The sequence below is a fragment of the Serratia sp. UGAL515B_01 genome, from assembly GCF_033095805.1.
Classification (GTDB): Bacteria; Pseudomonadota; Gammaproteobacteria; order Enterobacterales; family Enterobacteriaceae; genus Chania.
Map to the genome: position 1 here is coordinate 2,648,418 of NZ_CP109901.1, position 25,533 is coordinate 2,673,950.

The window sequence follows — 25,533 nt, forward strand, 5'->3', positions numbered from 1 at the left end:
AGATTGTCTGATAAATTGTTAAAGAGCAGTGAGTTACGCGCTTTCGCTTGCTAACTCGAGGTGGCGTATAATACGCTTTCCTCTTACAGAGTCAACCTTATTTTTAGGTTTTTTCTGCTGACTTCGGAAAAATTGTGAACTTATTCACCTGTTCCGTGTCGATGGAGGCGCATTATAGGGAGCGCTTTCAGAATAACAAGAGATAATATTCATTTTCCTGCCAACCGCTCACTATTCGCGCATAACGTCTACTAAACCCGCTTTTTAATGGCTTCTGGCAAGTCTTGCAGACTATTTAGAACCCAATCCGCCACCTTCTCACCTTCTTCCGTCACCGGTTTGCCAGTACGTACCAATACTTTGGTCCCAACACCTGCTGCAATAGCGGCTTGCATATCTTCAATTTTGTCACCCACCATATAAGAAGCCGCCAAATCGATATTCAATTCTTTTTGCGCCTGTAACAACATACCGGGCTGCGGTTTGCGACAATCACACACTTGACGGTATTCAGCTACTACTGCGTCAGGGTGGTGTGGGCAAAAATAGATGCCGTCGAGATCGACATCTCTATCGGCTAATGACCAATCCATCCATTCAGTCAGTCGCATAAATTGGTCTTCGCTGAATTTGCCACGAGCAATACCGGACTGGTTGGTGACAAGCACCAATACAAAACCCATTTTTTTCAGTTCACGACATGCGTCAATCACACCATCTATAAACTGGAAGTCATCTATTTCATGGACGTACCCATGATCGATATTAATCGTGCCGTCACGATCTAAGAATATTGCTGGAACGCGTTCTGTCACCGGTATGCTCCTAAAGACCTGAAAACCTGCACAGTATCGCATGTTTTAGCGGCGACTGAGAACGGCAAAGAACTGCGTTAACGTTGACTTGGACGTCTAGACACCTTAACATCTGATTAAGACCTTGGCCTTGCCAAGGTTTACTTTTTATCCAGCCGCGGAAATAACACTAAAAATAAGAAGAATATGATTAAACTTTCTAACATCACCAAGGTATTCCAGCAGGGAACTCGCACTATCAGCGCACTCTCTGATGTGACTCTTCACGTTCCTGCCGGGCAGATTTATGGCGTTATCGGTGCTTCTGGTGCCGGTAAAAGTACGCTTATCCGTTGCGCCAATATGCTTGAGCGCCCAACATCAGGTACCGTTCTGGTCGATGGGCAAGAACTGACTTCCTTGTCTGAAAGCGAACTGACGCGCGCACGCCGTCAGATTGGTATGATTTTCCAACACTTCAACCTACTGTCTTCGCGCACGGTATTCGGCAACGTTGCCCTACCGCTGGAGTTGGATAACACACCACGTGCAGAAATCAAAAAACGTGTCGCCGAATTACTAGAGTTGGTTGGGCTGTCAGATAAGCACGATGCTTACCCAGCGAACCTTTCTGGTGGGCAGAAACAGCGAGTAGCTATCGCGCGTGCCTTGGCCAGCAATCCCAAGGTTCTACTTTGTGATGAAGCAACCAGCGCATTAGACCCGGCGACGACGCGTTCTATTCTAGAGCTGCTAAAAGACATTAACCGCCGTCTGGGGCTGACCATCTTGTTGATCACACATGAAATGGACGTGGTTAAACGTATCTGTGATCAGGTTGCAGTAATCAGCCAGGGCAAACTGATTGAAAAAGACAGTGTTAGCGAAGTGTTCTCACATCCCAAAACACCACTAGCACAGCAATTTATTCAATCTACTCTTCATTTGGACATTCCTGATGATTACGCCAAGCGTCTGGTTGCAGACCAGACGCTTGGTCTTCAGCCGCTATTACGCTTAGAATTCACGGGTCAATCTGTTGACGCCCCGCTGTTATCCGAAGCTGCTCGGCGCTTTAATGTCAATAACAATATTATCAGTGCGCAAATGGACTACGCTGGCGGTGTAAAATTCGGCGTAATGTTGGCCGAACTGCATGGCTCCGCCGAAAATGCACTAGCAACAATCGAGTTCCTTCAGGAAAATCAAGTAAAAGTAGAGGTTTTAGGTTATGTCTGAGGCAATGATGTGGTTAATGGCGCGTGGCGTGTGGGAAACTGTCACGATGACCTTTGTCTCAGGCTTTTTCGGCTTTGTACTCGGTCTGCCAGTCGGCGTATTGTTATATGTTACTCGTCCGGGGCAAATTATCGCTAATAATACCTTATATAAGGTACTGTCCGGCTTGGTGAACATTTTCCGCTCCATCCCGTTTATTATTTTGCTGGTATGGATGATCCCATTCACTCGAATGATCGTAGGAACATCTATTGGTTTGCAGGCAGCTATCGTTCCGTTAACCGTGGGTGCTGCACCGTTTATTGCGCGTATGGTTGAAAACGCGCTGTTGGAAATCCCATCAGGGTTAGTTGAAGCAGCACGCGCCATGGGAGCAACGCCAATGCAAATCATCAAAAAAGTATTGCTGCCGGAAGCGCTGCCTAGTTTAGTCAACGCCGCCACCATCACATTGATTACGCTAGTAGGTTATTCCGCGATGGGCGGCGCTGTAGGTGCCGGCGGCTTAGGTCAGATTGGTTATCAGTACGGTTATATTGGTTATAACGCAACCGTTATGAATACAGTATTAATATTGCTGGTCGTTTTGGTTTATCTTATTCAGTTCTGCGGCGACCGTATTGTTAAGGCCGTTACACATAAATAATTTTTACTGCAACGCGCTTCAATTTGCCCTGCGGCAAGCGCAATACCTAAGCAAGCCCAATAGAGGAAGAGATATGTCGTTAAAATTTAAATCCATTGCGGCAATCGGCGCACTGATCGGTACTCTGGCTCTCGCTGGCTGCGGTCAGGATGAAAAAGATCCGAACCACATCAAAGTAGGTGTTATTGTTGGCGCTGAACAGCAAGTCGCCGAAGTTGCACAGAAAGTAGCTAAGGAGAAATACGGTTTGGATGTTGAATTGGTAACGTTCAACGACTATGTTCTGCCAAACGAAGCCTTGAGCAAAGGTGATATCGACGTTAATGCTTTCCAGCACAAACCATATTTGGATCAACAAATCAAAGATCGTGGCTATAAGCTGGTTTCAGTCGGCAACACTTTTGTTTACCCTATCGCAGGTTATTCTAAAAAGATTAAATCCTTGGACGAACTACAGGAAGGTTCACAAATCGCCCTGCCTAACGACCCGACTAACCTGGGTCGCTCGCTGTTACTGTTAGAGAAACATGGGTTGATTAAGTTGAAAGACGGCGTTGGCTTGCTACCAACCGTGTTAGATGTGACAGAAAATCCTAAAAATCTGAAATTGGTCGAACTAGAAGCCCCACAATTACCTCGTTCTTTGGATGATCAACAAATCGCCTTGGCCGTCATCAACACCACCTACGCCAGCCAGATTGGTTTAACGCCAGCGAAGGACGGCCTGTTTGTGGAAGATAAAGAATCACCTTATGTCAATATCATGGTCGCCCGTGAAGACAACAAAGATGCCGATAACGTCAAGAAACTCGTTCAGGCTTATCAATCTGATGAGGTTAGCGAAGCAGCCAACAAAATTTTCAACGGTGGTGCAGTCAAGGGCTGGTAAAGATTAATCTGCTTTTTTCCTGATAAAAATAAGACGGGCGTTAATGCCCGTCTTGTTATTTATGCAAGAGATTGCTTCAATAGCGCCACTTTTACTATGAGCTAGGGGAATTTAAATGCGTGTTTTACCTCTCTGTATGTTAGTGCTTGCGCTGGCTGGATGTTCTACGCAGCATACTGCTCCACCCACAACAGAAAGCATCAGCACCCAAGCACCTGCAACACAGGTAAAAGCTGAACCGGCAGCACGTCAAGCACCAGCAACCCTATACAGAAATGCAGAAGAATTAGTGGGTAAACCATTCCGAGATTTAGGGGAAGTTGCTGGTAGTGTCTGCCAGCTGAGCATTCAGGATCCACCACCAAATCTGGCAACCGCACGCAGGCAGATGCAAGTCCGTGCTTCACAGATGAAGGCCAATGCCGTATTACTGCATGATTGTCAGATGATCAGGGGTTTAGCTGGCTGTTATCAACAGGGTATTTGCCAAGGTTCTGCACTTAACGTCTCGCATAAATGAGCGAATTTATCTTTAACCAGATCGGCACTATACGCTCACCCTATAAAGAAAAGTTCGCCGTTCCCCGCCAACCGGGGTTAGTTGAAGACGGTAACGGAGAACTGGTGCTACTGCCGCCCTACAACCAGGCAGAAGCCGTGCGTGGTCTTAATGAATTCAGCCATCTGTGGGTGATGTTTATTTTCCATCAAACCATGGAAGGAGGCTGGCGCCCGACGGTACGTCCCCCACGTCTGGGAGGCAATATGCGCATGGGTGTTTTTGCTACACGCTCGACCTTTCGCCCTAACCCTATCGGGATGTCACTGATCGAACTAAAAGGTATACGTACTCTTGGAGGTGAAGTGGTGTTGGAATTAGGTAGCCTCGATCTTGTTGACGGTACTCCGGTAGTTGATATCAAACCCTACCTGCCGTTTGCCGAAAGTCATCCACAGGCGCGAGCTGGATTTGCACAAACCGCGCCGGCAGGGGATATGCCTGTATTCTTTTCTACACAAGCGGAACAACAACTACAGCAACACCAGCGTCGTTACCCGAATCTACGCCGCTTTGTGACCCAGGTTTTGGCCCAAGATCCACGTCCTGCCTATCAAAAAGAGGAAAAAAGTAGCCGACAATACGCAGTGTGGTTGTTGGAGTTCAACGTATGCTGGCGTATCGTTGGGGATCAGACAGAGGTGTTATCGCTTGATACCCGTTAAAATTCCACCCTCTCTCTTTTGACAACTGGCTCACGCTGGTAAACTAAACCACTTTTATCAACTTTGACTGCCGCCCTTGGTAGCACGAAGAAATTTGCAGTCCTAACGGAACCGAACACCATGCGTACTAGCCAATATCTGCTCTCCACTCTAAAGGAGACTCCTGCCGATGCCGAAGTGATCAGCCACCAGTTGATGCTACGCGCCGGGATGATCCGCAAGCTGGCCTCAGGCCTTTATACCTGGTTGCCAACCGGCCTGCGTGTTCTAAAGAAGGTTGAAAATATCGTTCGCGAAGAAATGAACAATGCTAATGCGATCGAGGTTTCCATGCCGGTAGTCCAGCCTGCTGATTTGTGGCAGGAAAGTGGCCGCTGGGAACAATACGGTCCAGAGTTACTGCGCTTTGTCGATCGTGGCGAACGTCCTTTTGTGCTTGGCCCAACGCATGAGGAAGTGATCACCGATCTAATCCGTAACGAAATCAGTTCTTACAAGCAATTACCGTTGAATTTCTTCCAAATCCAAACCAAGTTCCGTGACGAAGTTCGTCCACGCTTTGGCGTTATGCGCTCACGTGAATTCTTGATGAAAGACGCTTATTCATTCCATACATCCCAGGAGTCTCTGCAGGCAACCTACGATGCAATGTACGATGCCTACAGTAAAATTTTCAATCGCATGGGGCTGGATTTCCGCCCAGTGCTCGCCGATACCGGCTCCATCGGTGGCAGTGCTTCACACGAGTTCCAGGTACTGGCAGACAGCGGTGAAGACGATATCGTATTCTCTACTGATTCAGACTATGCCGCCAATATCGAGCTGGCGGAAGCGGTGGCCCCTGCTCAATCTCGCGGCGCGGCTACGGAAGAACTGCGGATTGTCGATACGCCAAATGCCAAAACTATCGCCGAGCTGGTCGAACAATTCCAGTTGCCGGTAGAGAAAACGGTGAAAACTCTGATAGTTCACGCTCATGAAGAAAGTGGCCACAAGCTGGTTGCTTTGTTGGTACGTGGTGACCACGAACTTAATGAAATCAAGGCTGAGAAGCTGCCACAAGTGGCTGCGCCATTGACTTTCGCCGCTGATGAAGAGATCCGTGCGATCGTGGGTGCAGGTCCTGGTTCTCTTGGCCCACTAAACCTGGCAATTCCTGTGATCATAGATCGTAGCGTAGCCGCTATGAATGATTTCAGCGCGGGTGCCAATGTCGATGGTAAACACTACTTTGGTATCAATTGGGAACGCGACCTGCCGCTGCCCCAAATTGCCGATATTCGTAACGTGGTTGCAGGTGATGCCAGCCCGGATGGTAAAGGGACGTTGCTGATCAAACGTGGCATCGAAGTTGGACACATTTTCCAACTGGGTACCAAGTACTCGGAAGCAATGAAAGCGACGGTTCAGGGTGAGGATGGACGCAACCAAGTGCTGACCATGGGCTGCTACGGCATTGGTGTTACCCGCGTCGTTGCTGCAGCCATCGAGCAAAACCACGACGAACGTGGCATTATCTGGCCAGACGCTATTGCTCCATTCCAAGTTGCCATTCTGCCAATGAACATGCACAAATCGTTCCGTGTGCATGCGCTGGCTGAAGAGTTATATGACACGCTGCGTTCACATGGTATCGACGTTATCCTCGATGACCGTAAAGAACGCCCAGGCGTGATGTTTGCAGACATGGAGCTGATCGGCGTTCCTCATTCCATTGTCATCGGCGATCGTAACCTTGACAGTGAAGAAATCGAGTACAAAAACCGCCGTATTGGTGAGAAGCAGATGATTAGAACCAGCGAAATCGTAAATTTCCTGTTAGCACAAATCAAACGCTGAAATTATCAATAACAATCAAAAACACCCTGTCAAGCAGGGTGTTTTTTTGATAAAACGCGTTTTAATCCAATCACATTACTTACCACAATCCTTGTTACGATCAAAAACAATTTTCCCTTCTGGCTCTGGCACCAACGCTTTTTGCATCAGCCCTTCCTCCATCGACGGTTGCACACTGAAATGACCATTCAGCATCAAAAATACCGGTTCCCCAGGAGCAACGCGAGCCTGCAAATAGCCTTTCTCCAACGCGATATTGTTCACGACAGGGAAAGTTCTACCGGTGGCACAGTCCTGGAAGACTGCCGCATCGGCCATGTAGGTATAGAGGCCTGTCAGCGGCATAGGCGTTTTTGGTAACGGTTTACTCACCGCAGACAAAACATAATTGAGCTTTGACTCAATCGGTAAACCGTTCTGATCGAGCATTTGTAGGTCTTTACCTACCGGGCGGAAATAGCGTTTTTCACCGTCGGCATTTGTCAGCACCAGTTTATCGGCAGTCCGCGCCCATTTGCCATAACTGGCAAAAGTTTTATCCCCTTCTTTGGTATCGCGATATATTTCCTGCAGAACGAATGTTCCGTCTTCATCCAGAAACAACGATGTATCTAAGCCACTACAGTCAGCACAAGGTAGTACGCCTTGATAACTCTGCTGCATCGGCTGCAGAGACAATTCTTTTGGCTGGTATTGGTTATTGCATCCCAGCAATGAAAGGCCACCTGCCACCAATAACAGGGCGATTATAATTTTCTGCACACATATTCTCCTGCTGTGTTGTATTTGTACTCACAGAGTGCCCTAAGGACGAACCTTACCACGCAGCGCTTTGGTCACGCCTTTACGTACCTTACCTTCAAGACGGCGTAATTTAGCCCCTTTGCTGGGCTTGGTTGCCCTGCGTGGTTTTTCAACCACCATCGCCTGTTTAATCAACGCTACCAGACGGGCAAGCGCTGCTTCACGATTCAATTCCTGACTACGATATTCTTGCGCTTTGATAATCACCACACCTTCACCGGTCATCAGATGATGATTAAACGCCAACAGCCTTTCCTTATAATACTCTGGCAGGCTAGATGCCCGGATGTCAAAGCGCAAATGAATCGCTGTAGAGGTTTTGTTTACATGCTGCCCACCAGCACCTTGAGCGCGAATCGCCGTCAATTCTATCTCATAGTCCGCTATGGCTACATTTTTTGATAATTCCAGCACTGACTATTCCTGTGCCTGTTGCCATTCGATGAATTGAATTTCCAGACTATTCTTATCATCAGAAAGCCAGATAGTCCCTTCCTGCAGCGTTGCCTGCAATGTCATATTACGACTGGCAAACGCCGCTAAGCGGGATAATTGTTCATCGCCGAGAAAGCGAATGCTTAAATTTTTGTGGTTTGCCAACTTCCCTTGCATCGACTGCCACCAGACATGTCCAGCGCGTTCACCATAAGTATAGAGCATAACTCGTGGCGATTGATTACACGCTTTTTTAATCCTTTTCTCATCTGGGAGACCCAGCTCAATCCACATTTCCAATCCATTATGATCGTTACGCTGCCAGATTTCCGGCTCATCTTCAGCGCTCAGTCCCTTGGTAAACACCAGACGTTCATCTGCATGGCAAATCCACGCTAACAAACGAAGCATCATGCGCTGTTCGGTTTCTGAGGGATGTTGAGCCAGTGTCAGCGTTGCCTGGTGGTAGAAATGACGGTCCATATCAGCGATATTGACCGTGGCTTTGTAAATTGTTGCTTTCAGCGCCATGGGTAACCTCATTATTAGCAAGCAACAGTGTACTTGATAAGATTGGTCTACAGCCAGCACTAGGGGGATGTAAGCAATGAAAGCCAATAAGAGGAGCTAATAACTCCATAACACCTGTGATATAGTCGACTACAATTGGATTTAAGCCCGAGTATCTTTGTCAGGTTATCAATTTTGACAGCAAGGCAAAGATCCCGAAGGGAGGAAATTGTGCAGCAATACTGTGAGTTAGTACGCCGTTTTTACGCCGAGATTGGCAGTGGAAATCGAGGCTACGTCTCTGACCCACTGGCATGTGTTTTAAAGGCATTGGACGAGGTTGCAGCGAATAGTACGCTGCCGTCCTCCGTTAGTGAACAGGCGGCATTTGCCGCCGCTAACTTATTGGTGAGCGACTATGTTGATGAATGATGAATATCAACCCATCAATTGCGATGACTATGACAACCTGGAACTCGCCTGTCAGCATAAACTGATCCTGAAGCTGGAATTACGCGACGGAGAAGTGATTGAAGCAAAAGCCATCGATCTGCTGCAAAAAAAACGTGTTGAATACCTAACAATCGAGCTGAATGGTAACCAACGCGATGTGCGGCTGGACCACATCGGCAGTTTTAGCCACCCGGACATTGGTACCATCGTTGTGAGTCTTTCCGACTAATAACCTCGGTAACCCCATCTTTACAGGGCAGCTCAATAGCTGCCCTCGTCATTTGAGATGCAGGATTAACCGCCCTGGCTTAAGGTTTTAGACTGGCGTAATAAGCAGCCAGGTCGGCAATATCCTGATCGGATAGTCCTGACACAAAAGCTTTCATCACTTCAGCCTGTCCTCCTGAACGTTCGCCCTTTTTATAAGCCTGCAAAGAGTGCTCAAGATACGCAGCATTCTGCCCAGCAAGATTAGGATACAACGGCACAGAAACTTTGCCATCGACTCCATGACAAGCCATACAGCGTGCCGACTTGTCTTTACCTGCGGCCGGATCGCCAACAGCCCAAGCGGAAAAACTCAGCAATGCCGCCATCATTAGAATTACACCAGAAAATTTCATGAATACTCCTCACAACAGCTGCTATTGTTTTTTCCAGCCCAATTGCCAACCAGGTTCGCTGCCAGCCACTCGCCCATCTTCAGTCACAAATACACCAACGGCAGCGATCAAACGCTCGCCATAGTAGATTAGTGGAATTCGCCCACGCTGCCAGGGAGGGATCGCCAATTCCTGCCATAATTTCTTTATGTGCCTTGAACCTGCACGGCCAACAATACGCACTCTGCCACTGGCAGTAAAACGAACATTGACTTGTTCATTAGCCTGCGGTGCCCGTATCAAAAAGTCACCTTCATCTGTAAGTAAAGTCCCTAGCCCATCAGGTAATATCAAAGGAGCACTGATCATCCAGGATAACTCTACGCCGCTAAGGTCTTCCATCAATGGCAACAAATATAGGCGTTGCCGAAAACGGCGAACTTGATAATCACCAAGTTGTAATTGCGGTTCAGCATCTTCCCTGCTAAGGGCAACTTCATGCCAAATCCGGTGCAAACCATCACGCGCAGGCAGAGGTACATCAAACAGCGCAATCCAGCGGCGCAACAACGCATAACGTTTTTCTACTGAGCAAGCTTGTAACTCATTTATTGACAACGTGTTTTCATGATCCAGCAATTGGGCCAATTGTTCTGCCAATAATTCATCAAGCAATTGTTCTTGCTCGGCACATAAGCTGGCACTTCGTGCCGTTGCCAACGCGAAATGCGGCCAACGTTGATTGAGTAAAGGTAGGATGTTCAAACGCAAAAAATTGCGATCAAAACGGGAGTCCTGATTGCTATCGTCTTCGATCCAGTGAAGTTGATGCAGCATGGCGTACTCTTCCAATTGCTGACGAGAGATCGCCAACAAGGGACGGAGTAAAGAATGTTTAGCCAACCTGGTTTGTGCGGCCATCGCAGACAAACCCGCTGGGCCACTGCCTCGTTTCAGTGCCAAGAGGAAAGTTTCACATTGGTCATCGAGATGCTGTGCTGTCAGCAAAACCTCTCCCGCAACCAGTGTCTTATTAAAAGCGGCATAACGGGCGGCCCTGGCCGCTGCTTCTATCCCCCCCGAGTGCCCATCAAGTTTGACATGATGCACCACCAGCGGTATCCGCCACTGCGCACACTGCTGCTGGCAATGAACCATCCAATCATCAGCAAAACGGCTCAGTCCATGGTGAACGTGTGCCGCGCGTAACGTGATATCTGGCTGCTGCTGACGTAAAAGCATCAGCAAATGCAACAGCACGCTGGAATCCAATCCACCGCTAAACGCGACCAGCAGTTGGTTTTCACCCGCCAATTGTTCGGTAACATGCGCAATAAGTTGATTGCTTTTCATTTATTAGCTTAGAGACCTGTCTGCATAACAGCATGTTAAAATCAACGGCCCAAAACTCAGGCCGTAAACACCGGAATTAGGCCTCGTATAGCTCAAGCGGCAGTCCGTCAGGATCATTAAAAAAGGTGAAGCGAGATTGGGTATATGGGTCGACCCTTATCGGTTCACACATGATACCCGCCTTTTGTAGATACATAATTGATGCTTCAATATCCTCCACGCTGAACGCCAGATGGCGTAAACCACAAGCTTCTGGACTGCTGCTCCTGGCTGGCGGAGAAGGGAACGAAAATAGCTCGATCGTGTATTGGCCATTCAACGCCAAATCGGCTTTCCACGAGTCCCGTTCTTCACGGTAAAACTCTGCGAGCAGGGTAAACCCGAGAATATCGCAATAAAAATGTTTACTGGCGGCATAATCAGACCCGATCACCGCAATATGATGAATCTGCCGTAATCCCAACATAAGTGGACCCCGTTATTTTTGCGGATAAAAACAGTGAGCTGCCCTACCCCAATACCTGAATTTTATTCGATACAGCATCAAACGTCTGATACTTTCAACACCTTTACCAGATAACGTCCATCCTCAGTCAGTTTTGCACCATGAATATCGGTTTCGAAACCAGGATAACGTTCACCAATGGAACAAAGCATCGACAGAAAATCAAGTACGGCACGGCTCTCTTCGGTGATCATTTCACCTGGCATCACCAGCGGCACTCCTGGTGGATAAGGCAGGATCATATTTGCGGCAACTTTACCAATCAGTTGACCAATCTCGCAGGTTTCAACATTACCGCGTACCTGCTGTTGAAACATTTCATAGGGGGTAAGCTTCATTTCTGGCAATACATCAAACGCACGTAACATCAAGCGCGGCAGATCGTGCTGGGCGATCAACTGATGGATCCCGGCAGCAAGGTCCTGAATGCGCATATTACGATAAAAATCCGGATCCTCAGCGTACAAATCCGGCAGCATATTTTTTACCCGCAGATTGAGATCGTACGCGCGTTTGAAATCAATGAGGCCACGCAACAGACTCATCGCCTTCGTCTTATCTATCCCTATACTGAATAGGAACAACAGATTATATGGACCGGTTTTTTCCACCACGATCCCGCGTTCATCCAGGTACTTAGCCACCAATGCAGCGGGAATACCTGAACGCTCTAATTCTCCCAGCTCGTTCATACCCGGCGTCAATATCGTAACCTTTATCGGGTCTAGATACATATGGTTGCTATCGGTATGGCCAAAACCATGCCAGTTATCATCTGGGTCCAGAGGCCAACACGTTGCCTCATCAATGACCTCCGGTTGCCAGATATCGAAAAACCAGCTGTCACTTTCATCACGCAAACGCTGCATTTCACGGCGAAAATGCAATGCACGCTCTACCGAGCGGTGGATCATGCGCCGCCCGGAATTACCACGCAGCATCGCTGCTGTCGTTTCCATAGAAGCAACAATGCCATAATGCGGTGAGGTGGTGGTATGCATCATATAGGCTTCATTGAAGGTGTTTTCATCGTAATCACCCTTTATGTGGATCATCGAAGCCTGTGAGAATGCTGCCAACAATTTATGTGTCGACTGCGTTTCGTAGATCACTTTGCCCGCAATGCGATCGCCACTCATGCCACTTTTCCCCTCATAAATCGGATGAAAATTGGTGTAAGGCACCCAGGCGGAATCAAAATGAATTGATGCGACATCAAGCGTCTGTTTGATGTAATCAGTGTTATATAACAGACCATCGTAAGTTGAATTGGTGATCACCGCATGAATCGGCCAACTGGCATTAGCGGTTTCCGCTACGCGTTTAGCAATGCTATCGCGGGTAAATTCGTTTTGAGGGATCCCCCCTAGAATACCGTAAGCATTACGCAGCGGGCGTAGATAGATCGGAACAATGTCACACATCATGAGCAGATGACACAGGGATTTATGGCAATTGCGATCTATCAGCACCGTACTTCCTGCGGGGGATGAATACATACCGACAATCTTATTGGCTGTTGAAGTCCCGTTAGTGACCAAATAACTCTGCTCTGCGTTAAACGTGCGGGCAATGTATTCTTCCGCTTCCAAATGTGGCCCCGTGTGGTCAAGCAGTGAACCTAATTCGGTCACCGAAATCGAGATATCTGCCTTTAAGGTGTTGGCACCAAAGAAATCATAGAATAGACAACCCACCGGGCTTTTCTGGAACGCGGTGCCAGCCATATGGCCTGGCGTGCAAAACGTGTATTTTCCCTCTTTCACGTAGGTGAACAATGCTTTGGTCAGCGGAGGAGTGATGGTATCAATGTATTCATCAGTATACTGCCTAATCCGTTGGGCAATATCATCAGCAGCATTAAGACCATACTCAAAGAAATACAACACCATTCGCATTTCATGCAGATTTACATCAAATGTGGAATGCGTATTGATGAACGCATATAAAGGGAGATACTCATTGAGATCGTTAATTTCGCTGCATAATTCAAGACTGTAATCATCCCAGTCGAAAATTACCCCACAGATACGCGCATTGTGCTCAATCAGCTTCAGCAGATCACCACTGTTTTTCGGATATACCAGTTGAAAGCCCATTGAGGCTAGTGCGTCGTGGAGTTCGCGGATAGGTTCGTCTTTATAATAAACACCTGTCGTGCTCATGATCGCAATAATATTCATTGGGCTATTCCTGTCAGTGAACTCTTATATAAAGAGAAAAGTCACGGATAAAGATTGCAGAAACAAAAAATCCCCCGCTAGTATTAACCGGCAGGGGATCTCACATAAAGCAGGTCTACTCGTTGTGCCTCAAGCTGCAGCGGTAGTGGCTGCCCTCATCCCCCAGTCACTTGCTTTACCAAGCTTCTCGGGCTTCTCTCAGTTGCCGCCCACTTGCAACTTGAAGTTACTTGAGTATCACAGTATCAGCAGTAACCGTAGTTCATCAGGCGCTGATAACGGCGGTTGAGCAACTCTTCATTACTCATCGCATCCAATTCTGCCAGATCCACCAACAGTTGCGCCTTCAACGAAGCAGCCATCACCGGTACATCGCGGTGCGCAGAGCCCAGAGGTTCAGGGATGACAGAATCGATCAGCTTCAGCTCTTTCAAACGCGGTGCTGTGATGCCCATTGCTTCTGCGGCAATCGGCGCCTTGTCGGCACTTTTCCACAAGATCGAGGCGCAACCTTCCGGCGAAATAACCGAATAGGTGCTGTATTGCAACATATTCACTTTATCGCCCACGCCAATCGCCAATGCACCGCCGGAGCCGCCTTCACCGATCACGGTGCAGATCACCGGAATATTCAAGCGAGACATTTCACGGAGGTTACGAGCTATCGCTTCAGACTGACCACGTTCTTCAGCACCAACACCAGGGTAAGCACCAGGTGTGTCAATGAAAGTAATAAGAGGCATTTTAAAACGTGATGCCATTTCCATCAGACGCAGCGCTTTGCGGTAACCTTCTGGCGCAGGCATACCAAAATTGCGACGGATTTTCTCTTTGGTTTCACGACCTTTCTGATGGCCGATGATCATCACCGGACGGCCATCAAGGCGCGCAATACCTCCGACAATGGCTTTGTCATCAGCATAGGCGCGATCGCCAGCCAGTTCTTCAAAGTCGGTAAAGATATATTTGATATAATCCAGGGTATAAGGACGGCGTGGGTGGCGTGCCAATTGGGCAATCTGCCAAGCCCCAAGATCGGAAAAAATCTTGCGCGTCAGCTCAACGCTTTTTTCACGCAGGCGCCGAACCTCTTCGTCCAGATTAATATCTAATTTTTCGTCTTGACGGCTAACTGCGGTCAGCGAATCAATTTTCGCTTCTAGCTCTGCAATCGGCTGTTCAAAATCAAGAAAATTCAGACTCATAGTATTCCTATTTTAGTCAAATTCCAGTTCCACCTGCTCATTACCTACCAGGGTCCGCAAGTCTATCAACAAACGGTCAGTCGGTGTTACACGCCAAGTTGCACCAAAGCGCAATCTTGCCCGTGCATCTTCCCGTTGATAGTAGAGATGCACTGGAATCGTCCCCGAGCGATGGGGTTCCAAAGACTGACGGAGACGGTTCAAAAGCTGGTCATCAATTTGCCTGTCCGTCAGCGAGATAGCAAGCCCACGAGCGTATTTTTCACGAGCTTCACTGATATCCATTAATTCGCGGGCCGTCATTTTAAGCCCACCGTTAAAATCATCAAAGCTTACCTGTCCAGTGGCAATCAGGATACGGTCTTTTTCCAATAAATGCTGATATTTTTCCAAAGCATCGGTGAAAAGCATAACGTCCAGACGGCCGGAACGGTCATCCAGCGAGCAAATACCGATACGATTACCCCGTTTGGTCATCATAACTTTCGAAGAAACTACCAGTCCTACGGCAGTAGTCATTTTTCCCCGTTCCGTCGGGTGCATATCTTTCAAACGCTGGCCAGCGGCGTAGCGTTCAATTTCCTTGAGATACTGGGTAATTGGGTGGCCAGTGAGATACAGCCCTAGCGTTTCACGTTCCCCATCCAGTACCACTTGCTCCTGCCAAGGGGGAACATTAGCATAAGACTGTTCTACCTGTTCGGGGGCTTCAGCCAATACCCCGAACATATCCGCCTGCCCAATCGCTTCAGCCTTGGCGTGCTGATCCGCCGCTTTAAGCGCATCGCCCAGGGAGTTCATCAGCGCAGCACGGTGCGGCCCCAAGCGATCAAATGCCCCGGACATGATCAGCTTTTCCAGTATGCGACGATTCAGTTTTTTGATATCAGAACGTGCGCATAGGTCAAACAGATCTTTGAAGTATCCTTGTTCTCCGGCATTGCGAGCCTCGATAATGGCTTCAATCGGCCCTTCCCCAACACCTTTGATTGCCCCAATACCGTAGACAATTTCACCTTCATCATTCACGTGGAAATGGTACTGCCCACTGTTGATATCCGGCGGCAGTATTTTCAGGCCCATGCGCCAACATTCGTCAACTAACCCAACCACCTTATCAGTGTTATCCATATCGGCAGTCATCACTGCGGCCATAAATTCTGCCGGGTAGTGCGCTTTCAGCCAGAGCGTCTGATATGACACCAGCGCATAAGCTGCTGAGTGTGATTTGTTAAAACCGTATCCAGCGAACTTCTCTACCAGATCAAAGATTTTTACCGACAGTTCACCATCAATACCGCGTGCCTTGGCCCCATCTTCAAAACCACCACGTTGTTTAGCCATCTCGACTGGGTTCTTTTTCCCCATCGCACGGCGCAACATATCCGCGCCTCCCAAGGTATAACCTGCGAGTACTTGGGCGATCTGCATCACCTGTTCTTGATACAGGATAATACCGTAAGTTGGTTCTAATACCGGTTTCAGCGACTCATGCTGCCATTGGATATCAGGGTAGGAGATCTCTTCACGCCCGTGCTTGCGGTCAATAAAGTTATCCACCATACCAGACTGCAGTGGGCCCGGGCGGAACAAAGCCACCAATGCGATCATATCCTCGAAGCAGTCAGGTTTCAGCCGTTTGATCAGATCTTTCATGCCGCGTGATTCAAGCTGGAACACCGCTGTGGTTTCTGAGCGCTGCAGCATGTCGAAACTTTTCTTGTCATCGAGTGGAATTGCCGCAATATCGATCGGCTCCAAACCACTCTTGGCACGGCGGGCATTAATCATCGCCAGTGCCCAATCAATAATGGTCAGCGTTCGCAGGCCCAAGAAGTCAAACTTCACCAGCCCAGCATATTCAACGTCATTCTTATCAAACTGGGTTACCGGGTGGTTGCCTTCAGCATCGCAATAGAGCGGCGCAAAGTCAGTGATCTTGGTTGGTGCAATCACCACACCCCCAGCATGCTTCCCGGCGTTACGCGTTACGCCTTCAAGCTTACGCGCCATGTCGATCAGCGCTTTAACTTCCTCGTCAGCCTCATAAATTTCCGGCAGTTGCGGTTCGGCGGCAAAGGCCTTTTCCAGCGTCATGCCGGGATCGGGCGGCACCAGTTTGGAAATACGGTCAACGAAACCATAAGGATGCCCCAGAACACGACCCACGTCGCGAATAACCGCTTTCGCCGCCATGGTGCCGAAAGTGATGATCTGCGATACCGCTTCGCGGCCATACATATCCGCCACGTGTTCGATTACCAGGTCGCGTTTCTCCATACAAAAATCGACGTCAAAATCAGGCATCGAGACACGTTCCGGGTTTAGGAAGCGTTCGAACAGCAGGTCAAACTCCAGTGGGTCAAGATCGGTAATTTTCAGCGCATACGCGACCAATGAACCGGCACCTGAACCTCGTCCCGGTCCAACAGGGACGTTGTTATCTTTCGACCACTGAATGAACTCCATTACGATCAAGAAGTAACCCGGGAATCCCATCTGGTTGATCACTTTAAGTTCAACGTCCAGACGCTCGTCATATTCAGGACGACGCTGGGCACGAACTTCAGGGTCTGGGAACAGGAATTCAAGACGTTCTTCCAATCCCTCTTTAGATTTGGCCACCAGGAAATCTTCAGTAGTCATATCGCCGGTGGGGAATTGAGGCAGGAAGTATTCACCAAGGCGAATAGTCACATTACAACGTTTAGCAATTTCAACACTATTGATCAGTGCCTCAGGGATGTCAGAAAACAGCCCGCACATCTCATCTTCGCTACGCATGTACTGCTGTGGGCTGTAATTTCGTGGGCGTTTCGGATCGTCGAGTGTAAAACCATCATGAATCGCGACACGGATCTCATGGGCGTCAAAATCATCTTCTTCCAAGAAACGTACATCATTGGTCGCAACCACAGGTAACCTAAGTTCGGTTGCTAGCGCAACGGCTGCATGCAGATAATTATCTTCGTCTGCACGACCGGTGCGGGTCAATTCGAGGTAATAATTGTCTTGAAAGTACTCCTGATAAAACGCAAGGCATTGTTCTGCTTGAACCTGATTACCGCGTAGCAAAAACTTACCGACATCCCCCATCCGACCACCAGAAAGCAGGATCAACCCAGCTCGGTGTTCAATCAACCAATCACGGTCTATAATCGGCCCTGCAGCACCATAACCACGTTGATAAGCCTTTGAGATCAGTAAGGTAAGATTTTGATAACCGTCATTATTAGCAGCCAGTATGGTCAGTTGCGCAAGCTCATCACCCAATACTTCGCTTTGCACATTGAAATCAGCACCGATAATCGGCTTAATCCCTGCTCCATGTGCACTGCCATAGAATTTTACCAAGCCACACAGGTTGGTGAAATCGGTGATTGCCAAAGCAGGCATACCAAGCGCAGCGGCTCTTTTCACCAGCGGGCCGACCTTGGCTAATCCATCAACCATGGAGTAGTCGCTGTGGACGCGAAGATGAATAAAACGAGGTTCAGCCATATCCAAATACCAAGGTGTTGGGGTTCAACTTAATGAACTTGGGTTAACTCGAGTTGAGCAGCCCGGCAGGGCCAAGAAGTCAATTACCGCTCCAGCACCTGTCTTACAGGTGCAAAGCTACGTCGGTGGTGTTTGGTTGCTCCCAACACCGCCAGTTTTTCTAAATGAAATGCGGTGGGATAGCCTTTATGTTTGGCAAAACCATATTCGGGAAAAGACCGATCCAACTCGGTCATTTCCCGATCGCGTGTGACTTTTGCCAGAATAGATGCCGCGCTAATTTCTGCAACCCGGCTGTCGCCTTTCACCACCGCCATAGAACGCATCGGCAGTGCTGGGCAACGGTTGCCATCAATTAGCACCATGTCAGGCTCGATATGCAAACCAGCAACCGCACGCTGCATCGCCAACATGGTAGCATGCAAGATGTTAAGTTGGTCAATCTCATAAGGTTCAGCGCGTCCCAGGCTCCATGATAGTGCGTTATCAACAATTTTGTCGTACAACGCCGAACGCCGTTTCTCGCTAAGTTTCTTTGAATCAGCCAAACCAGCGATAGGTCTTGCTGGATCAAGTATCACTGCAGCGGTCACTACGGCACCAACCAAAGGACCTCGCCCTACTTCATCCACACCAGCGATCAGCAGCGCAGAGGGGTAAACAAAGGGTTGTATCATGATACTGCTAGTTCCAATACAGCCTGAGCGGCCTGTTCATCGGCACCACAGCGAATGCTGTGGTGCAGTTCAAGAAAAGTGTGTTTCAACAGTGCCGTTTCCTGACTCTCTTCTAACAACGGTAATAAAGCCGCAGCCAGCTTATCTGGTACACAATCGTGCTGTAGCAACTCCGTGACGATTTCTTGCCCGGCAAGAAGATTCGGTAACGATACATACGGCGTTTTCACTAGGCGTTCCGCCAACCAAAAAGTCAATGGCTTCATGCGATATCCCACGACCATCGGACACTTAGCCAACATGCATTCCAGCGCTGCAGTACCTGAAGCCAACAGAGCAGCATCGCTGGCAATCATCGCCTCACGCCCTTTGCCATCCAGCAGATGAACATGAAGTTCTGGTGCAACCTCAGCTTTGATACGTTCGAATTGCTCGCGCCGCTTAGCGTTAACAAGTGGAACTACCACCTCCAGCTCCGGGTAATGCGCACGCAGTAGACGTGCAGTCCTGAGAAAATCAGCGCTCAACATTTCCACTTCAGCAGCGCGACTTCCTGGCAACAAAGCCAAACACTGTACATCAAGGGGGATACCCAGCATCATGCGTGCGGCCTGTTTGTCTGGCTGCAATGGCATCGCATCAGCCATGGTATGGCCGATAAAGCGGCAGGGAACGTTGAAACGATCATAAAACGCTTTTTCGAAAGGGAGAAACGCCAGGACCAGATCGGTCGCTTTACCAATTTTGAAAACGCGCTTTTGTCGCCAAGCCCACACTGAAGGACTGACGTAGTGTATAGTGCGAATGTCACGTTTCTTGAGGCGGCCTTCGAGTGTGATATTGAAATCAGGTGCGTCAATACCAACAAATACGTCAGGCTTCAATTCACTAAACCGGCGGGTAAGCTCCTTACGGATCTTCAACAGGCGTGGTAGACGCTCGAGCACTTCGACCACGCCCATTACCGCCAGCTCTTCCATCTCATACCAGGCTTCACACCCTTCGGCCTGCATCAGCGGACCTGCTACGCCAACGAAACGTGCGTCAGGATGTTGCTTCTTGAGTGCACGGATTAATCCGGCACCAAGAATATCACCGGAAGTTTCACCGGCAACCAGCCCGATAGTTAATGGACGATTTATCATATATCAGCGAATGATCCCTCGGGTGGAACGAGCGAAGAAATCAATAAATTGCTTTAGCACAGGGTTTTCTTTCACCATAGCTTTAATTTCTTCTTTAGCTTCCTCCAAGGGTTTCTCGCTGCGATAAAGGATTTTGTATGCATTACGGATCGCATGCATTTCATCCTTGTCAAAACCACGGCGTTTCAGACCAACAGCATTTATACCAAATGGAGTGGCGTGGTTACCTTGGGCGATAACAAAAGGAGGTACGTCTTGTGCTATGCCGGAACAGCCACCGACCATGACATGAGCACCGATGATACAGAATTGGTGAATAGCGGTCATACCACCAATAATGGCATGATCATCAATCTCCACGTGTCCAGCAAGCGTTGCGTTGTTCGCAAGTACACAGGAATTCCCCACCACACAATCATGAGCAACATGTACGTTAACCATCAGCAAGTTGTCATTGCCAACTTTGGTCACACCTGTACCTTGAGCGGTGCCGCGGTGGATAGTCACGCTTTCACGAATACGGTTGCGATCACCGATTTCAACTTTTGTAGGTTCGCCCGCATATTTCAGATCCTGATTCGCCTCTCCAATAGAGGCAAATTGATAAATCTCGTTATCGCGGCCAATCCTAGTGATACCGTTCACTACAACGTGCGATTTCAGTACTGTACCCGCGCCGATTTCCACCTGGGATCCGACGTAACAGAAAGGACCAATGTGCGCACCAGCGCCAATTACGGCACCTTGCTCAACGATTGCCCCAGGATGGATAAAGGCGGTTTTATCAATCACAGATTATGCCTCCCGGCTGCGGGCACACATCATGGTTGCTTCGCAGACAATTTTTCCGTCAACGGTTGCTACCCCTTTAAAGCGCGTCAGGCCACGGCGAGTTTTTTCGAAAGTGACTTCCATAATCATCTGATCGCCAGGTACTACAGGGCGTTTGAAGCGGGCTTCATCAATACCAGCAAAATAATACAATTCACCTGGCTCAAGCTTACCCACGCTCTTGAATGCTAGAATACCAGTGGCCTGGGCCATCGCCTCCAGAATCAGTACACCTGGTAAAATCGGTTTACCAGGGAAATGCCCCTGGAAAAACGGCTCATTAACAGTTACGTTCTTCACCGCCCGCAGATACTTGTGTTCTTCAAATTCCAACACACGATCGACCAGCAAAAACGGGTAACGGTGAGGAAGTAACTCCAAAATTTCTGCAATATCCAGAGTATGAGTGTCAGTAGTCAAAATACTCTTCCTGTTTCTAAAAACTGATGGCATCAACAACACGGCCTGCGTTGACCCAAAAAGGAGATCATCAGGCAGGCCGCAAATATATAACTCTCTGCGCTTTTGGCGTTATCGCCAACGCGTTTCGTTTTATACCCAGCATGGCGGGCAGTGGTGATTAGTCTTTCCCGATTTTTCGTTCGACAGCTTTCAAGCGTTTGCTAATCTCATCGATATTCATCACCAACGCAGCTGTTTTGCGCCAAACTTTATTGGGTTGTAACGGAATGCCAGAGGAGTATACCCCAGGTTCGGTGATTGGTCGCATAACCATCCCCATCCCAGTAACGACAACCTTGTCAGCGATCTCCATATGACCATTGATCACACTGGCACCACCAATCTGGCAATAACGACCAACTTTCAAGCTACCTGCCATGATCACACCACCCGCGACCGCGGTATTCTCACCAATCACAACGTTATGTGCAATCTGACACTGGTTATCAATGATAACACCATTCCCAATCCGGGTGTTATCCAACGCACCGCGATCGATAGTGGTACAGGAGCCAATCTCAACACGATCGCCAATAATGACCGTCCCTAACTGTGGGATTTTGATCCAGTTACCACGATCAAAAGCATAGCCAAAGCCATCTGCACCAATCACCGTTCCCGACTGGATAAGACAATGCTGGCCAATTTCAACTTCATGATAAATCGTTACGTTCGCCCATAGACGAGTCCCCACGCCAATCCGGGCATGTTTACCTATAAAACAACCAGGACCAATGATGACGTTATCGCCCAATTCCGCACCGGATTCGATAACCGCATTGGCCCCTACGGCAACATTTTTACCCAGCCGAGCGTCGGGTGACACCACTGCACTTGGCGCGATATCGACCGCAGGTGCCGGAGTAGTGTCCATCAATTGCGCCATGCGCGCATAGGTCAGATAAGGGTTTTTAACTACAAGAGCAGCAGAACGGCAGTGCGGTAAATCTGCTTCAGTGAGCACAACAGCACTTGCCTTGCAAGAGGCCAACTGAGCTTGGTAGCGGCTGTTTGACAAAAAAGTAATTTGCCCAGACTGTGCAGAATGCATAGAAGCAATGCCGGTGATGACAATATCGCCATCACCGTGCAATTGTGCATCCAACTGCTGCGCTAAATCAGCCAGTCGAATCGAAGGCATGCCTTATTTAACCTGTTTCTGCACAGCAGCAGTAATGTCTTTGGCAGAGTCTGCATAAGCAACCGCGTTTGCGTCGATGACTACGTCGTAACCTTCTTTGCTGGCAACGGCTTTAACTGCATCCTGAATTCGGCTCAGGATTTTGTTACGCTCTTCCATCTGGCGACGGCGGTTATCTTGCTCAAAAGCCTGCGCTTTTTGAGAGAACTGCTCACGTTGAGCCATCAGATCTTTTTCCATCTTAGAGCGATCGCTGGCTTTCATGGTAGAACCGTCACGCTGCAATTTCTGCATTTTAGTTTGCAGGTCGCGTTCCATTTTCTGGAGTTCGCTCGCGCGGCCTTTAAACTCATCTTCCAGTTGTTTAGCCACAGCTTCACGCGCTGGCAGCTGTTGGAAGATACTGGAAACGTTGACAACAGCAATCTTGTCAGCTGCCTGAACGCTGGCTGAAGCAGCCATTGCTAAACCAAGGCCTGCGGCACACAACAACTTTTTCACTATAAACTCCTTACCATCACTCGTTTGTGTCATATGACACTTTGAATTACACAATTTGCCAGACTTATCACATAACACAATGAGAATGCTCTCTCTATTGATTTGAGGTCAGTCTGGCATTTGTGATGCTTTCTTACTCGTTATGCCCAAAAGTGAACCCTATTACCAGGTTCTCCCTATATTAAATTGGAATTGTTCAGATCTGTCGCCATCGAATTTCTTAAGCGGATCAGCATAAGAGAAGACCAACGGCCCCAACGGTGACATCCACTGCAGAGCAATACCTGCTGAGTAACGGATATTGCCTGCTTTGCTGTAGTCTGGCACATCAAACATACGTGTCTGATCCGTATTCTCCCATTTGGTATCCCATACGGTACCCGCATCGATAAACAGTGAGGTACGAACCGAATTGGCATATTTTTCACTCAGGAATGGGGTCGGCGTAATCAATTCAAGACTTGCCACCGCCATAGCGTTGCCGCCGACAGCATCATTCGAGTTACAAATTGCCTGAGGCGTGCTGCTACCTGGTGCATTCTGGCAGGTATACGAGTTGGAGTTATAGTACACAGCCTTAGGACCAATGGTATTCGACTGGAAGCCACGCACAGTGCTTGAGCCCCCCGCGTAGAAGTTATCGTAGAACGGAACTTCTTTACCGCTAAAGCCATCGGCATAGCCCAAACGACCACGACCTAACAACACCCAAGTCTTATCCTCATTGATTGGTAAGTACTGCGAACTATCCAGCGTGAACTTATAGTACGAGTTGTCCGAACCAGGGACAGTTACCTTGGTGTTAAACGAGCTCTTATTACCCGAGGTTGGGAAGAAACCACGATCCAAGTCATTATAAGACCACCCCAAATTCAACGTGAAATCGTCTGAGGTATAACTGGCACGATTGAGATAATCAGGATCCTCACCGACTGAATTCAGATAACGCCACATGGCAATCTGCGGCTGCATTTGGGACAAGGAGTTATGAACGTAACCCAAGCCAGCACGCAACGAATTGTTTTCGTTGATCGGGAAGCCTAACGTTCCATCTACACCGTAACTACTGTTGGTATAGTCTGACAGATCAGCGTTATTGGCCTTAAAGTCATTGTAGAAGATACGGCCACCCAGACTTACACCATCAACGGTGAAGTAAGGGTTGGTAACCGAAAGTTCAGCGTAAGTCTGGTAGTCGTTCCTGGTGCCGCTGATGCCCACAGAATAACCTGTGCCTAGCCAGTTGTCTTGCTGAACGCCAGCCTGGAAGCTGATACCACTTTCAGTACCGTAGCCAACACCAAAGTTCAGGCTACCGGTGTTACGCTCTTTGACCTTATAGACAATATCGACCTGATCGGCAGTTCCTGGAACACGCTGGGTTTCAACATCAACAGTTTCAAAGTAACCTAGGCGGTCTAGACGTTCTTTACCCTGCTCAACTTGATCGCTCCCCAGCCAAGCACCTTCCATCTGACGCATCTCACGGCGCAATACGCTGTCCTTACTGGTATCGTTACCTTCAAACTTGATACGACGAACGTAGAAGCGATTACCCGCGTCAATGTCGATGAAAAGTTTAACGGTTTTATCGACATCGTTGATTTCAGGACGAGTCTGTACACGGGGGTAAGCATAACCATAACGGCCAAACATCTTCTTGAGGTTGTCTTCCATTTTGGTCACTTTGGTGCCATTAAACAGCTCACCCGGTTCAACTTTAGTCAACTGAGCCACTTCAGCCGAGTGACCAGCCAAGTTACCATTCACCACCACACCGGAAAGCTTGTACTGCTCACCTTCGGTAATGTTGATAGTGATGTAAATACCTTTTTTATCAGGCGTCAAGCTCACCTGTGTTGAATCAATGGTAAAGCGTGCATAGCCGCGATCAAGATAGAAACTACGCAGGATTTCAAGATCCCCTGCCAGCTTTTGCTTCTGATATTTACGATCACCAACCACGTTCCACCACGGTACCTCATCACGCAGTTGGAAACGTGAAATCAGTTCATCGGTAGTAAAGGCATGGTTGCCAACAATGTTGATTTGTTGAATCTTGGCGGAAACCCCTTCAGTGAAAACCAGCTTTAGATCAACACGGTTACGCGGTAATGGCGTAACAACAGCTTTCACCGAGGCACTATATTTGCCTACACTGTAATAAAAATCTTCCACCCCTTTTTCAATGCTAGATAAGGTGGTGCGATCGAGTGCTTCGCCAACCCGTACGCCTGAAGCCTCGAGGTTTTGCTTGAGCATGTCATCTTTCACCGACTTGTTACCGGAGAAAGTGATGCTGGCAATGGTAGGGCGCTCCTTAACCTGAACAATCAACGTATCACCATCGCGCAATACACGAACGTCCTCGAAGTTGCCAGTGGCAAACAAGGCACGAATGGTATTACCGATATCATCATCAAAGACGGTATCGCCTACGCGAACCGGCATATTGAGTAACGCCGCACCGACGGCGACTCGTTGCAGGCCTTCGAAATGAATGTCTTTCACTACGAACCCGTCTGCACCGTATACGGTGGCGCTGCCAAACAGCAGCGACGCTATGAGCAACTTTTTAATCGCCATCGTTGTTA

Annotated in this window: 25 protein-coding genes; 8 read left to right on the plus strand and 17 right to left on the minus strand. The window is 48.5% G+C overall.

The window, feature by feature from the left end; genetic code table 11:
* Window positions 1-251: 251 nt before the first annotated feature.
* Complete coding sequence (gmhB, locus tag OK023_RS11870) at window positions 252-815, minus strand: D-glycero-beta-D-manno-heptose 1,7-bisphosphate 7-phosphatase (RefSeq protein WP_317692918.1); 564 nt, start codon at window positions 813-815, stop codon at window positions 252-254.
* Between the two features lie 186 nt (window positions 816-1,001).
* On the opposite strand from gmhB, the gene metN reads away from it, so the two are divergent.
* From metN to proS, 6 genes are all read left to right on the plus strand, one after another.
* Window positions 1,002-2,033: a methionine ABC transporter ATP-binding protein MetN gene (gene metN / locus OK023_RS11875; RefSeq protein WP_317692919.1), complete on the plus strand. Its 1,032-nt coding sequence runs from the start codon at window positions 1,002-1,004 to the stop codon at window positions 2,031-2,033.
* Window positions 2,026-2,679, plus strand: coding sequence for a methionine ABC transporter permease MetI (locus tag OK023_RS11880; RefSeq protein WP_317692920.1), 654 nt, complete (start codon window positions 2,026-2,028; stop codon window positions 2,677-2,679). Before metN ends, OK023_RS11880 begins: the two co-directional genes overlap by 8 nt.
* 73 nt (window positions 2,680-2,752) lie before the next feature.
* Window positions 2,753-3,568, plus strand: coding sequence for a MetQ/NlpA family lipoprotein (locus OK023_RS11885; protein WP_317692921.1), 816 nt, complete (start codon window positions 2,753-2,755; stop codon window positions 3,566-3,568).
* Between the two features lie 115 nt (window positions 3,569-3,683).
* A complete protein-coding gene (gene rcsF, locus OK023_RS11890; RefSeq protein ID WP_317692922.1) occupies window positions 3,684-4,088 on the plus strand; it encodes an Rcs stress response system protein RcsF in 405 nt (134 codons plus the stop codon).
* Window positions 4,085-4,792 (plus strand): tRNA (N6-threonylcarbamoyladenosine(37)-N6)-methyltransferase TrmO, encoded by a 708-nt coding sequence (tsaA, locus tag OK023_RS11895; protein WP_317692923.1) that lies wholly within the window; start codon window positions 4,085-4,087, stop codon window positions 4,790-4,792. Before rcsF ends, tsaA begins: the two co-directional genes overlap by 4 nt.
* A gap of 120 nt (window positions 4,793-4,912) precedes the next feature.
* Window positions 4,913-6,631, plus strand: a complete 1,719-nt coding sequence (gene proS / locus OK023_RS11900; protein ID WP_317692924.1) for a proline--tRNA ligase — start codon at window positions 4,913-4,915, stop codon at window positions 6,629-6,631.
* Window positions 6,632-6,706: 75 nt separating this feature from the next.
* Here the strand turns inward: proS and nlpE are convergent, their stop codons facing one another.
* The 3 genes from nlpE to OK023_RS11915 are packed head-to-tail and all read right to left on the minus strand — an operon-like array spanning window position 6,707 to window position 8,401.
* On the minus strand, window positions 6,707-7,393 hold the full coding sequence (gene nlpE / locus OK023_RS11905; RefSeq protein WP_317692925.1) for an envelope stress response activation lipoprotein NlpE: 687 nt from the start codon (window positions 7,391-7,393) through the stop codon (window positions 6,707-6,709).
* 42 nt (window positions 7,394-7,435) lie between these two features.
* Window positions 7,436-7,849: an alternative ribosome rescue aminoacyl-tRNA hydrolase ArfB gene (gene arfB / locus OK023_RS11910; RefSeq protein WP_317692926.1), complete on the minus strand. Its 414-nt coding sequence runs from the start codon at window positions 7,847-7,849 to the stop codon at window positions 7,436-7,438.
* A 3-nt stretch (window positions 7,850-7,852) separates the two neighbouring features.
* Window positions 7,853-8,401, minus strand: a complete 549-nt coding sequence (locus OK023_RS11915) for a YaeQ family protein (protein WP_317692927.1) — start codon at window positions 8,399-8,401, stop codon at window positions 7,853-7,855.
* A 210-nt stretch (window positions 8,402-8,611) separates the two neighbouring features.
* Between OK023_RS11915 and OK023_RS11920 the strand changes: the two genes are divergently transcribed.
* Window positions 8,612-8,812 (plus strand): YaeP family protein, encoded by a 201-nt coding sequence (locus OK023_RS11920; protein ID WP_317692928.1) that lies wholly within the window; start codon window positions 8,612-8,614, stop codon window positions 8,810-8,812.
* The gene (rof, locus tag OK023_RS11925; protein WP_317692929.1) at window positions 8,799-9,062 is read left to right on the plus strand and encodes a Rho-binding antiterminator; all 264 of its coding nucleotides are present in this window, start codon (window positions 8,799-8,801) and stop codon (window positions 9,060-9,062) included. Before OK023_RS11920 ends, rof begins: the two co-directional genes overlap by 14 nt.
* Window positions 9,063-9,141: 79 nt before the next feature.
* Here rof and OK023_RS11930 read toward each other — a convergent pair whose 3' ends face one another.
* From OK023_RS11930 to bamA, 13 genes are all read right to left on the minus strand, one after another.
* Window positions 9,142-9,456 carry a cytochrome c gene (locus OK023_RS11930; RefSeq protein ID WP_317692930.1) on the minus strand — a complete coding sequence of 105 codons (315 nt, stop codon included), beginning with the start codon at window positions 9,454-9,456 and terminating at the stop codon, window positions 9,142-9,144.
* A 21-nt stretch (window positions 9,457-9,477) separates the two neighbouring features.
* Window positions 9,478-10,788: a tRNA lysidine(34) synthetase TilS gene (gene tilS / locus OK023_RS11935; protein ID WP_317692931.1), complete on the minus strand. Its 1,311-nt coding sequence runs from the start codon at window positions 10,786-10,788 to the stop codon at window positions 9,478-9,480.
* A gap of 76 nt (window positions 10,789-10,864) precedes the next feature.
* Window positions 10,865-11,254, minus strand: coding sequence for a VOC family protein (locus OK023_RS11940; protein WP_317692932.1), 390 nt, complete (start codon window positions 11,252-11,254; stop codon window positions 10,865-10,867).
* 77 nt (window positions 11,255-11,331) lie between these two features.
* Window positions 11,332-13,476, minus strand: coding sequence for a lysine decarboxylase LdcC (locus tag OK023_RS11945; RefSeq protein WP_317692933.1), 2,145 nt, complete (start codon window positions 13,474-13,476; stop codon window positions 11,332-11,334).
* 245 nt (window positions 13,477-13,721) lie between these two features.
* On the minus strand, window positions 13,722-14,681 hold the full coding sequence (accA, locus tag OK023_RS11950) for an acetyl-CoA carboxylase carboxyl transferase subunit alpha (RefSeq protein ID WP_317692934.1): 960 nt from the start codon (window positions 14,679-14,681) through the stop codon (window positions 13,722-13,724).
* 12 nt (window positions 14,682-14,693) lie between these two features.
* Window positions 14,694-18,182 carry a DNA polymerase III subunit alpha gene (dnaE, locus tag OK023_RS11955; RefSeq protein WP_317692935.1) on the minus strand — a complete coding sequence of 1,163 codons (3,489 nt, stop codon included), beginning with the start codon at window positions 18,180-18,182 and terminating at the stop codon, window positions 14,694-14,696.
* A gap of 83 nt (window positions 18,183-18,265) precedes the next feature.
* Entirely contained in the window at window positions 18,266-18,859 is a 594-nt protein-coding gene (gene rnhB / locus OK023_RS11960) for a ribonuclease HII (protein ID WP_317692936.1), read from the minus strand.
* Window positions 18,856-20,004: a lipid-A-disaccharide synthase gene (gene lpxB, locus OK023_RS11965; RefSeq protein ID WP_317692937.1), complete on the minus strand. Its 1,149-nt coding sequence runs from the start codon at window positions 20,002-20,004 to the stop codon at window positions 18,856-18,858. The genes rnhB and lpxB overlap by 4 nt, the downstream gene beginning before the upstream one ends.
* Before the next feature lie 3 nt (window positions 20,005-20,007).
* Window positions 20,008-20,796 carry an acyl-ACP--UDP-N-acetylglucosamine O-acyltransferase gene (lpxA, locus tag OK023_RS11970; RefSeq protein WP_317692938.1) on the minus strand — a complete coding sequence of 263 codons (789 nt, stop codon included), beginning with the start codon at window positions 20,794-20,796 and terminating at the stop codon, window positions 20,008-20,010.
* A gap of 3 nt (window positions 20,797-20,799) precedes the next feature.
* On the minus strand, window positions 20,800-21,255 hold the full coding sequence (fabZ, locus tag OK023_RS11975) for a 3-hydroxyacyl-ACP dehydratase FabZ (protein ID WP_317692939.1): 456 nt from the start codon (window positions 21,253-21,255) through the stop codon (window positions 20,800-20,802).
* Window positions 21,256-21,415: 160 nt separating this feature from the next.
* Complete coding sequence (gene lpxD / locus OK023_RS11980) at window positions 21,416-22,438, minus strand: UDP-3-O-(3-hydroxymyristoyl)glucosamine N-acyltransferase (protein WP_317692940.1); 1,023 nt, start codon at window positions 22,436-22,438, stop codon at window positions 21,416-21,418.
* Between the two features lie 3 nt (window positions 22,439-22,441).
* Window positions 22,442-22,939: a molecular chaperone Skp gene (gene skp, locus OK023_RS11985; protein WP_317692941.1), complete on the minus strand. Its 498-nt coding sequence runs from the start codon at window positions 22,937-22,939 to the stop codon at window positions 22,442-22,444.
* Window positions 22,940-23,101: 162 nt separating this feature from the next.
* Complete coding sequence (gene bamA / locus OK023_RS11990) at window positions 23,102-25,525, minus strand: outer membrane protein assembly factor BamA (protein WP_317692942.1); 2,424 nt, start codon at window positions 25,523-25,525, stop codon at window positions 23,102-23,104.
* Window positions 25,526-25,533: the final 8 nt, after the last annotated feature.

What these genes read in the sequence shown, in the direction of transcription:
- metN (WP_317692919.1), top strand. Translation starts at nt 1,002, where the DNA reads ATGATTAAACTTTCTAACATCACCAAGGTATTCCAGCAGGGAACTCGC.
- OK023_RS11880 (WP_317692920.1), top strand. Translation starts at nt 2,026, where the DNA reads ATGTCTGAGGCAATGATGTGGTTAATGGCGCGTGGCGTGTGGGAAACT.
- OK023_RS11885 (WP_317692921.1), top strand. Translation starts at nt 2,753, where the DNA reads ATGTCGTTAAAATTTAAATCCATTGCGGCAATCGGCGCACTGATCGGT.
- rcsF (WP_317692922.1), top strand. Translation starts at nt 3,684, where the DNA reads ATGCGTGTTTTACCTCTCTGTATGTTAGTGCTTGCGCTGGCTGGATGT.
- tsaA (WP_317692923.1), top strand. Translation starts at nt 4,085, where the DNA reads ATGAGCGAATTTATCTTTAACCAGATCGGCACTATACGCTCACCCTAT.
- proS (WP_317692924.1), top strand. Translation starts at nt 4,913, where the DNA reads ATGCGTACTAGCCAATATCTGCTCTCCACTCTAAAGGAGACTCCTGCC.
- OK023_RS11915 (WP_317692927.1), bottom strand. Translation starts at nt 8,401, where the DNA reads ATGGCGCTGAAAGCAACAATTTACAAAGCCACGGTCAATATCGCTGAT.
- rof (WP_317692929.1), top strand. Translation starts at nt 8,799, where the DNA reads ATGTTGATGAATGATGAATATCAACCCATCAATTGCGATGACTATGAC.
- OK023_RS11930 (WP_317692930.1), bottom strand. Translation starts at nt 9,456, where the DNA reads ATGAAATTTTCTGGTGTAATTCTAATGATGGCGGCATTGCTGAGTTTT.
- tilS (WP_317692931.1), bottom strand. Translation starts at nt 10,788, where the DNA reads ATGAAAAGCAATCAACTTATTGCGCATGTTACCGAACAATTGGCGGGT.
- OK023_RS11940 (WP_317692932.1), bottom strand. Translation starts at nt 11,254, where the DNA reads ATGTTGGGATTACGGCAGATTCATCATATTGCGGTGATCGGGTCTGAT.
- OK023_RS11945 (WP_317692933.1), bottom strand. Translation starts at nt 13,476, where the DNA reads ATGAATATTATTGCGATCATGAGCACGACAGGTGTTTATTATAAAGAC.
- accA (WP_317692934.1), bottom strand. Translation starts at nt 14,681, where the DNA reads ATGAGTCTGAATTTTCTTGATTTTGAACAGCCGATTGCAGAGCTAGAA.
- dnaE (WP_317692935.1), bottom strand. Translation starts at nt 18,182, where the DNA reads ATGGCTGAACCTCGTTTTATTCATCTTCGCGTCCACAGCGACTACTCC.
- rnhB (WP_317692936.1), bottom strand. Translation starts at nt 18,859, where the DNA reads ATGATACAACCCTTTGTTTACCCCTCTGCGCTGCTGATCGCTGGTGTG.
- lpxB (WP_317692937.1), bottom strand. Translation starts at nt 20,004, where the DNA reads ATGATAAATCGTCCATTAACTATCGGGCTGGTTGCCGGTGAAACTTCC.
- lpxD (WP_317692940.1), bottom strand. Translation starts at nt 22,438, where the DNA reads ATGCCTTCGATTCGACTGGCTGATTTAGCGCAGCAGTTGGATGCACAA.
- bamA (WP_317692942.1), bottom strand. Translation starts at nt 25,525, where the DNA reads ATGGCGATTAAAAAGTTGCTCATAGCGTCGCTGCTGTTTGGCAGCGCC.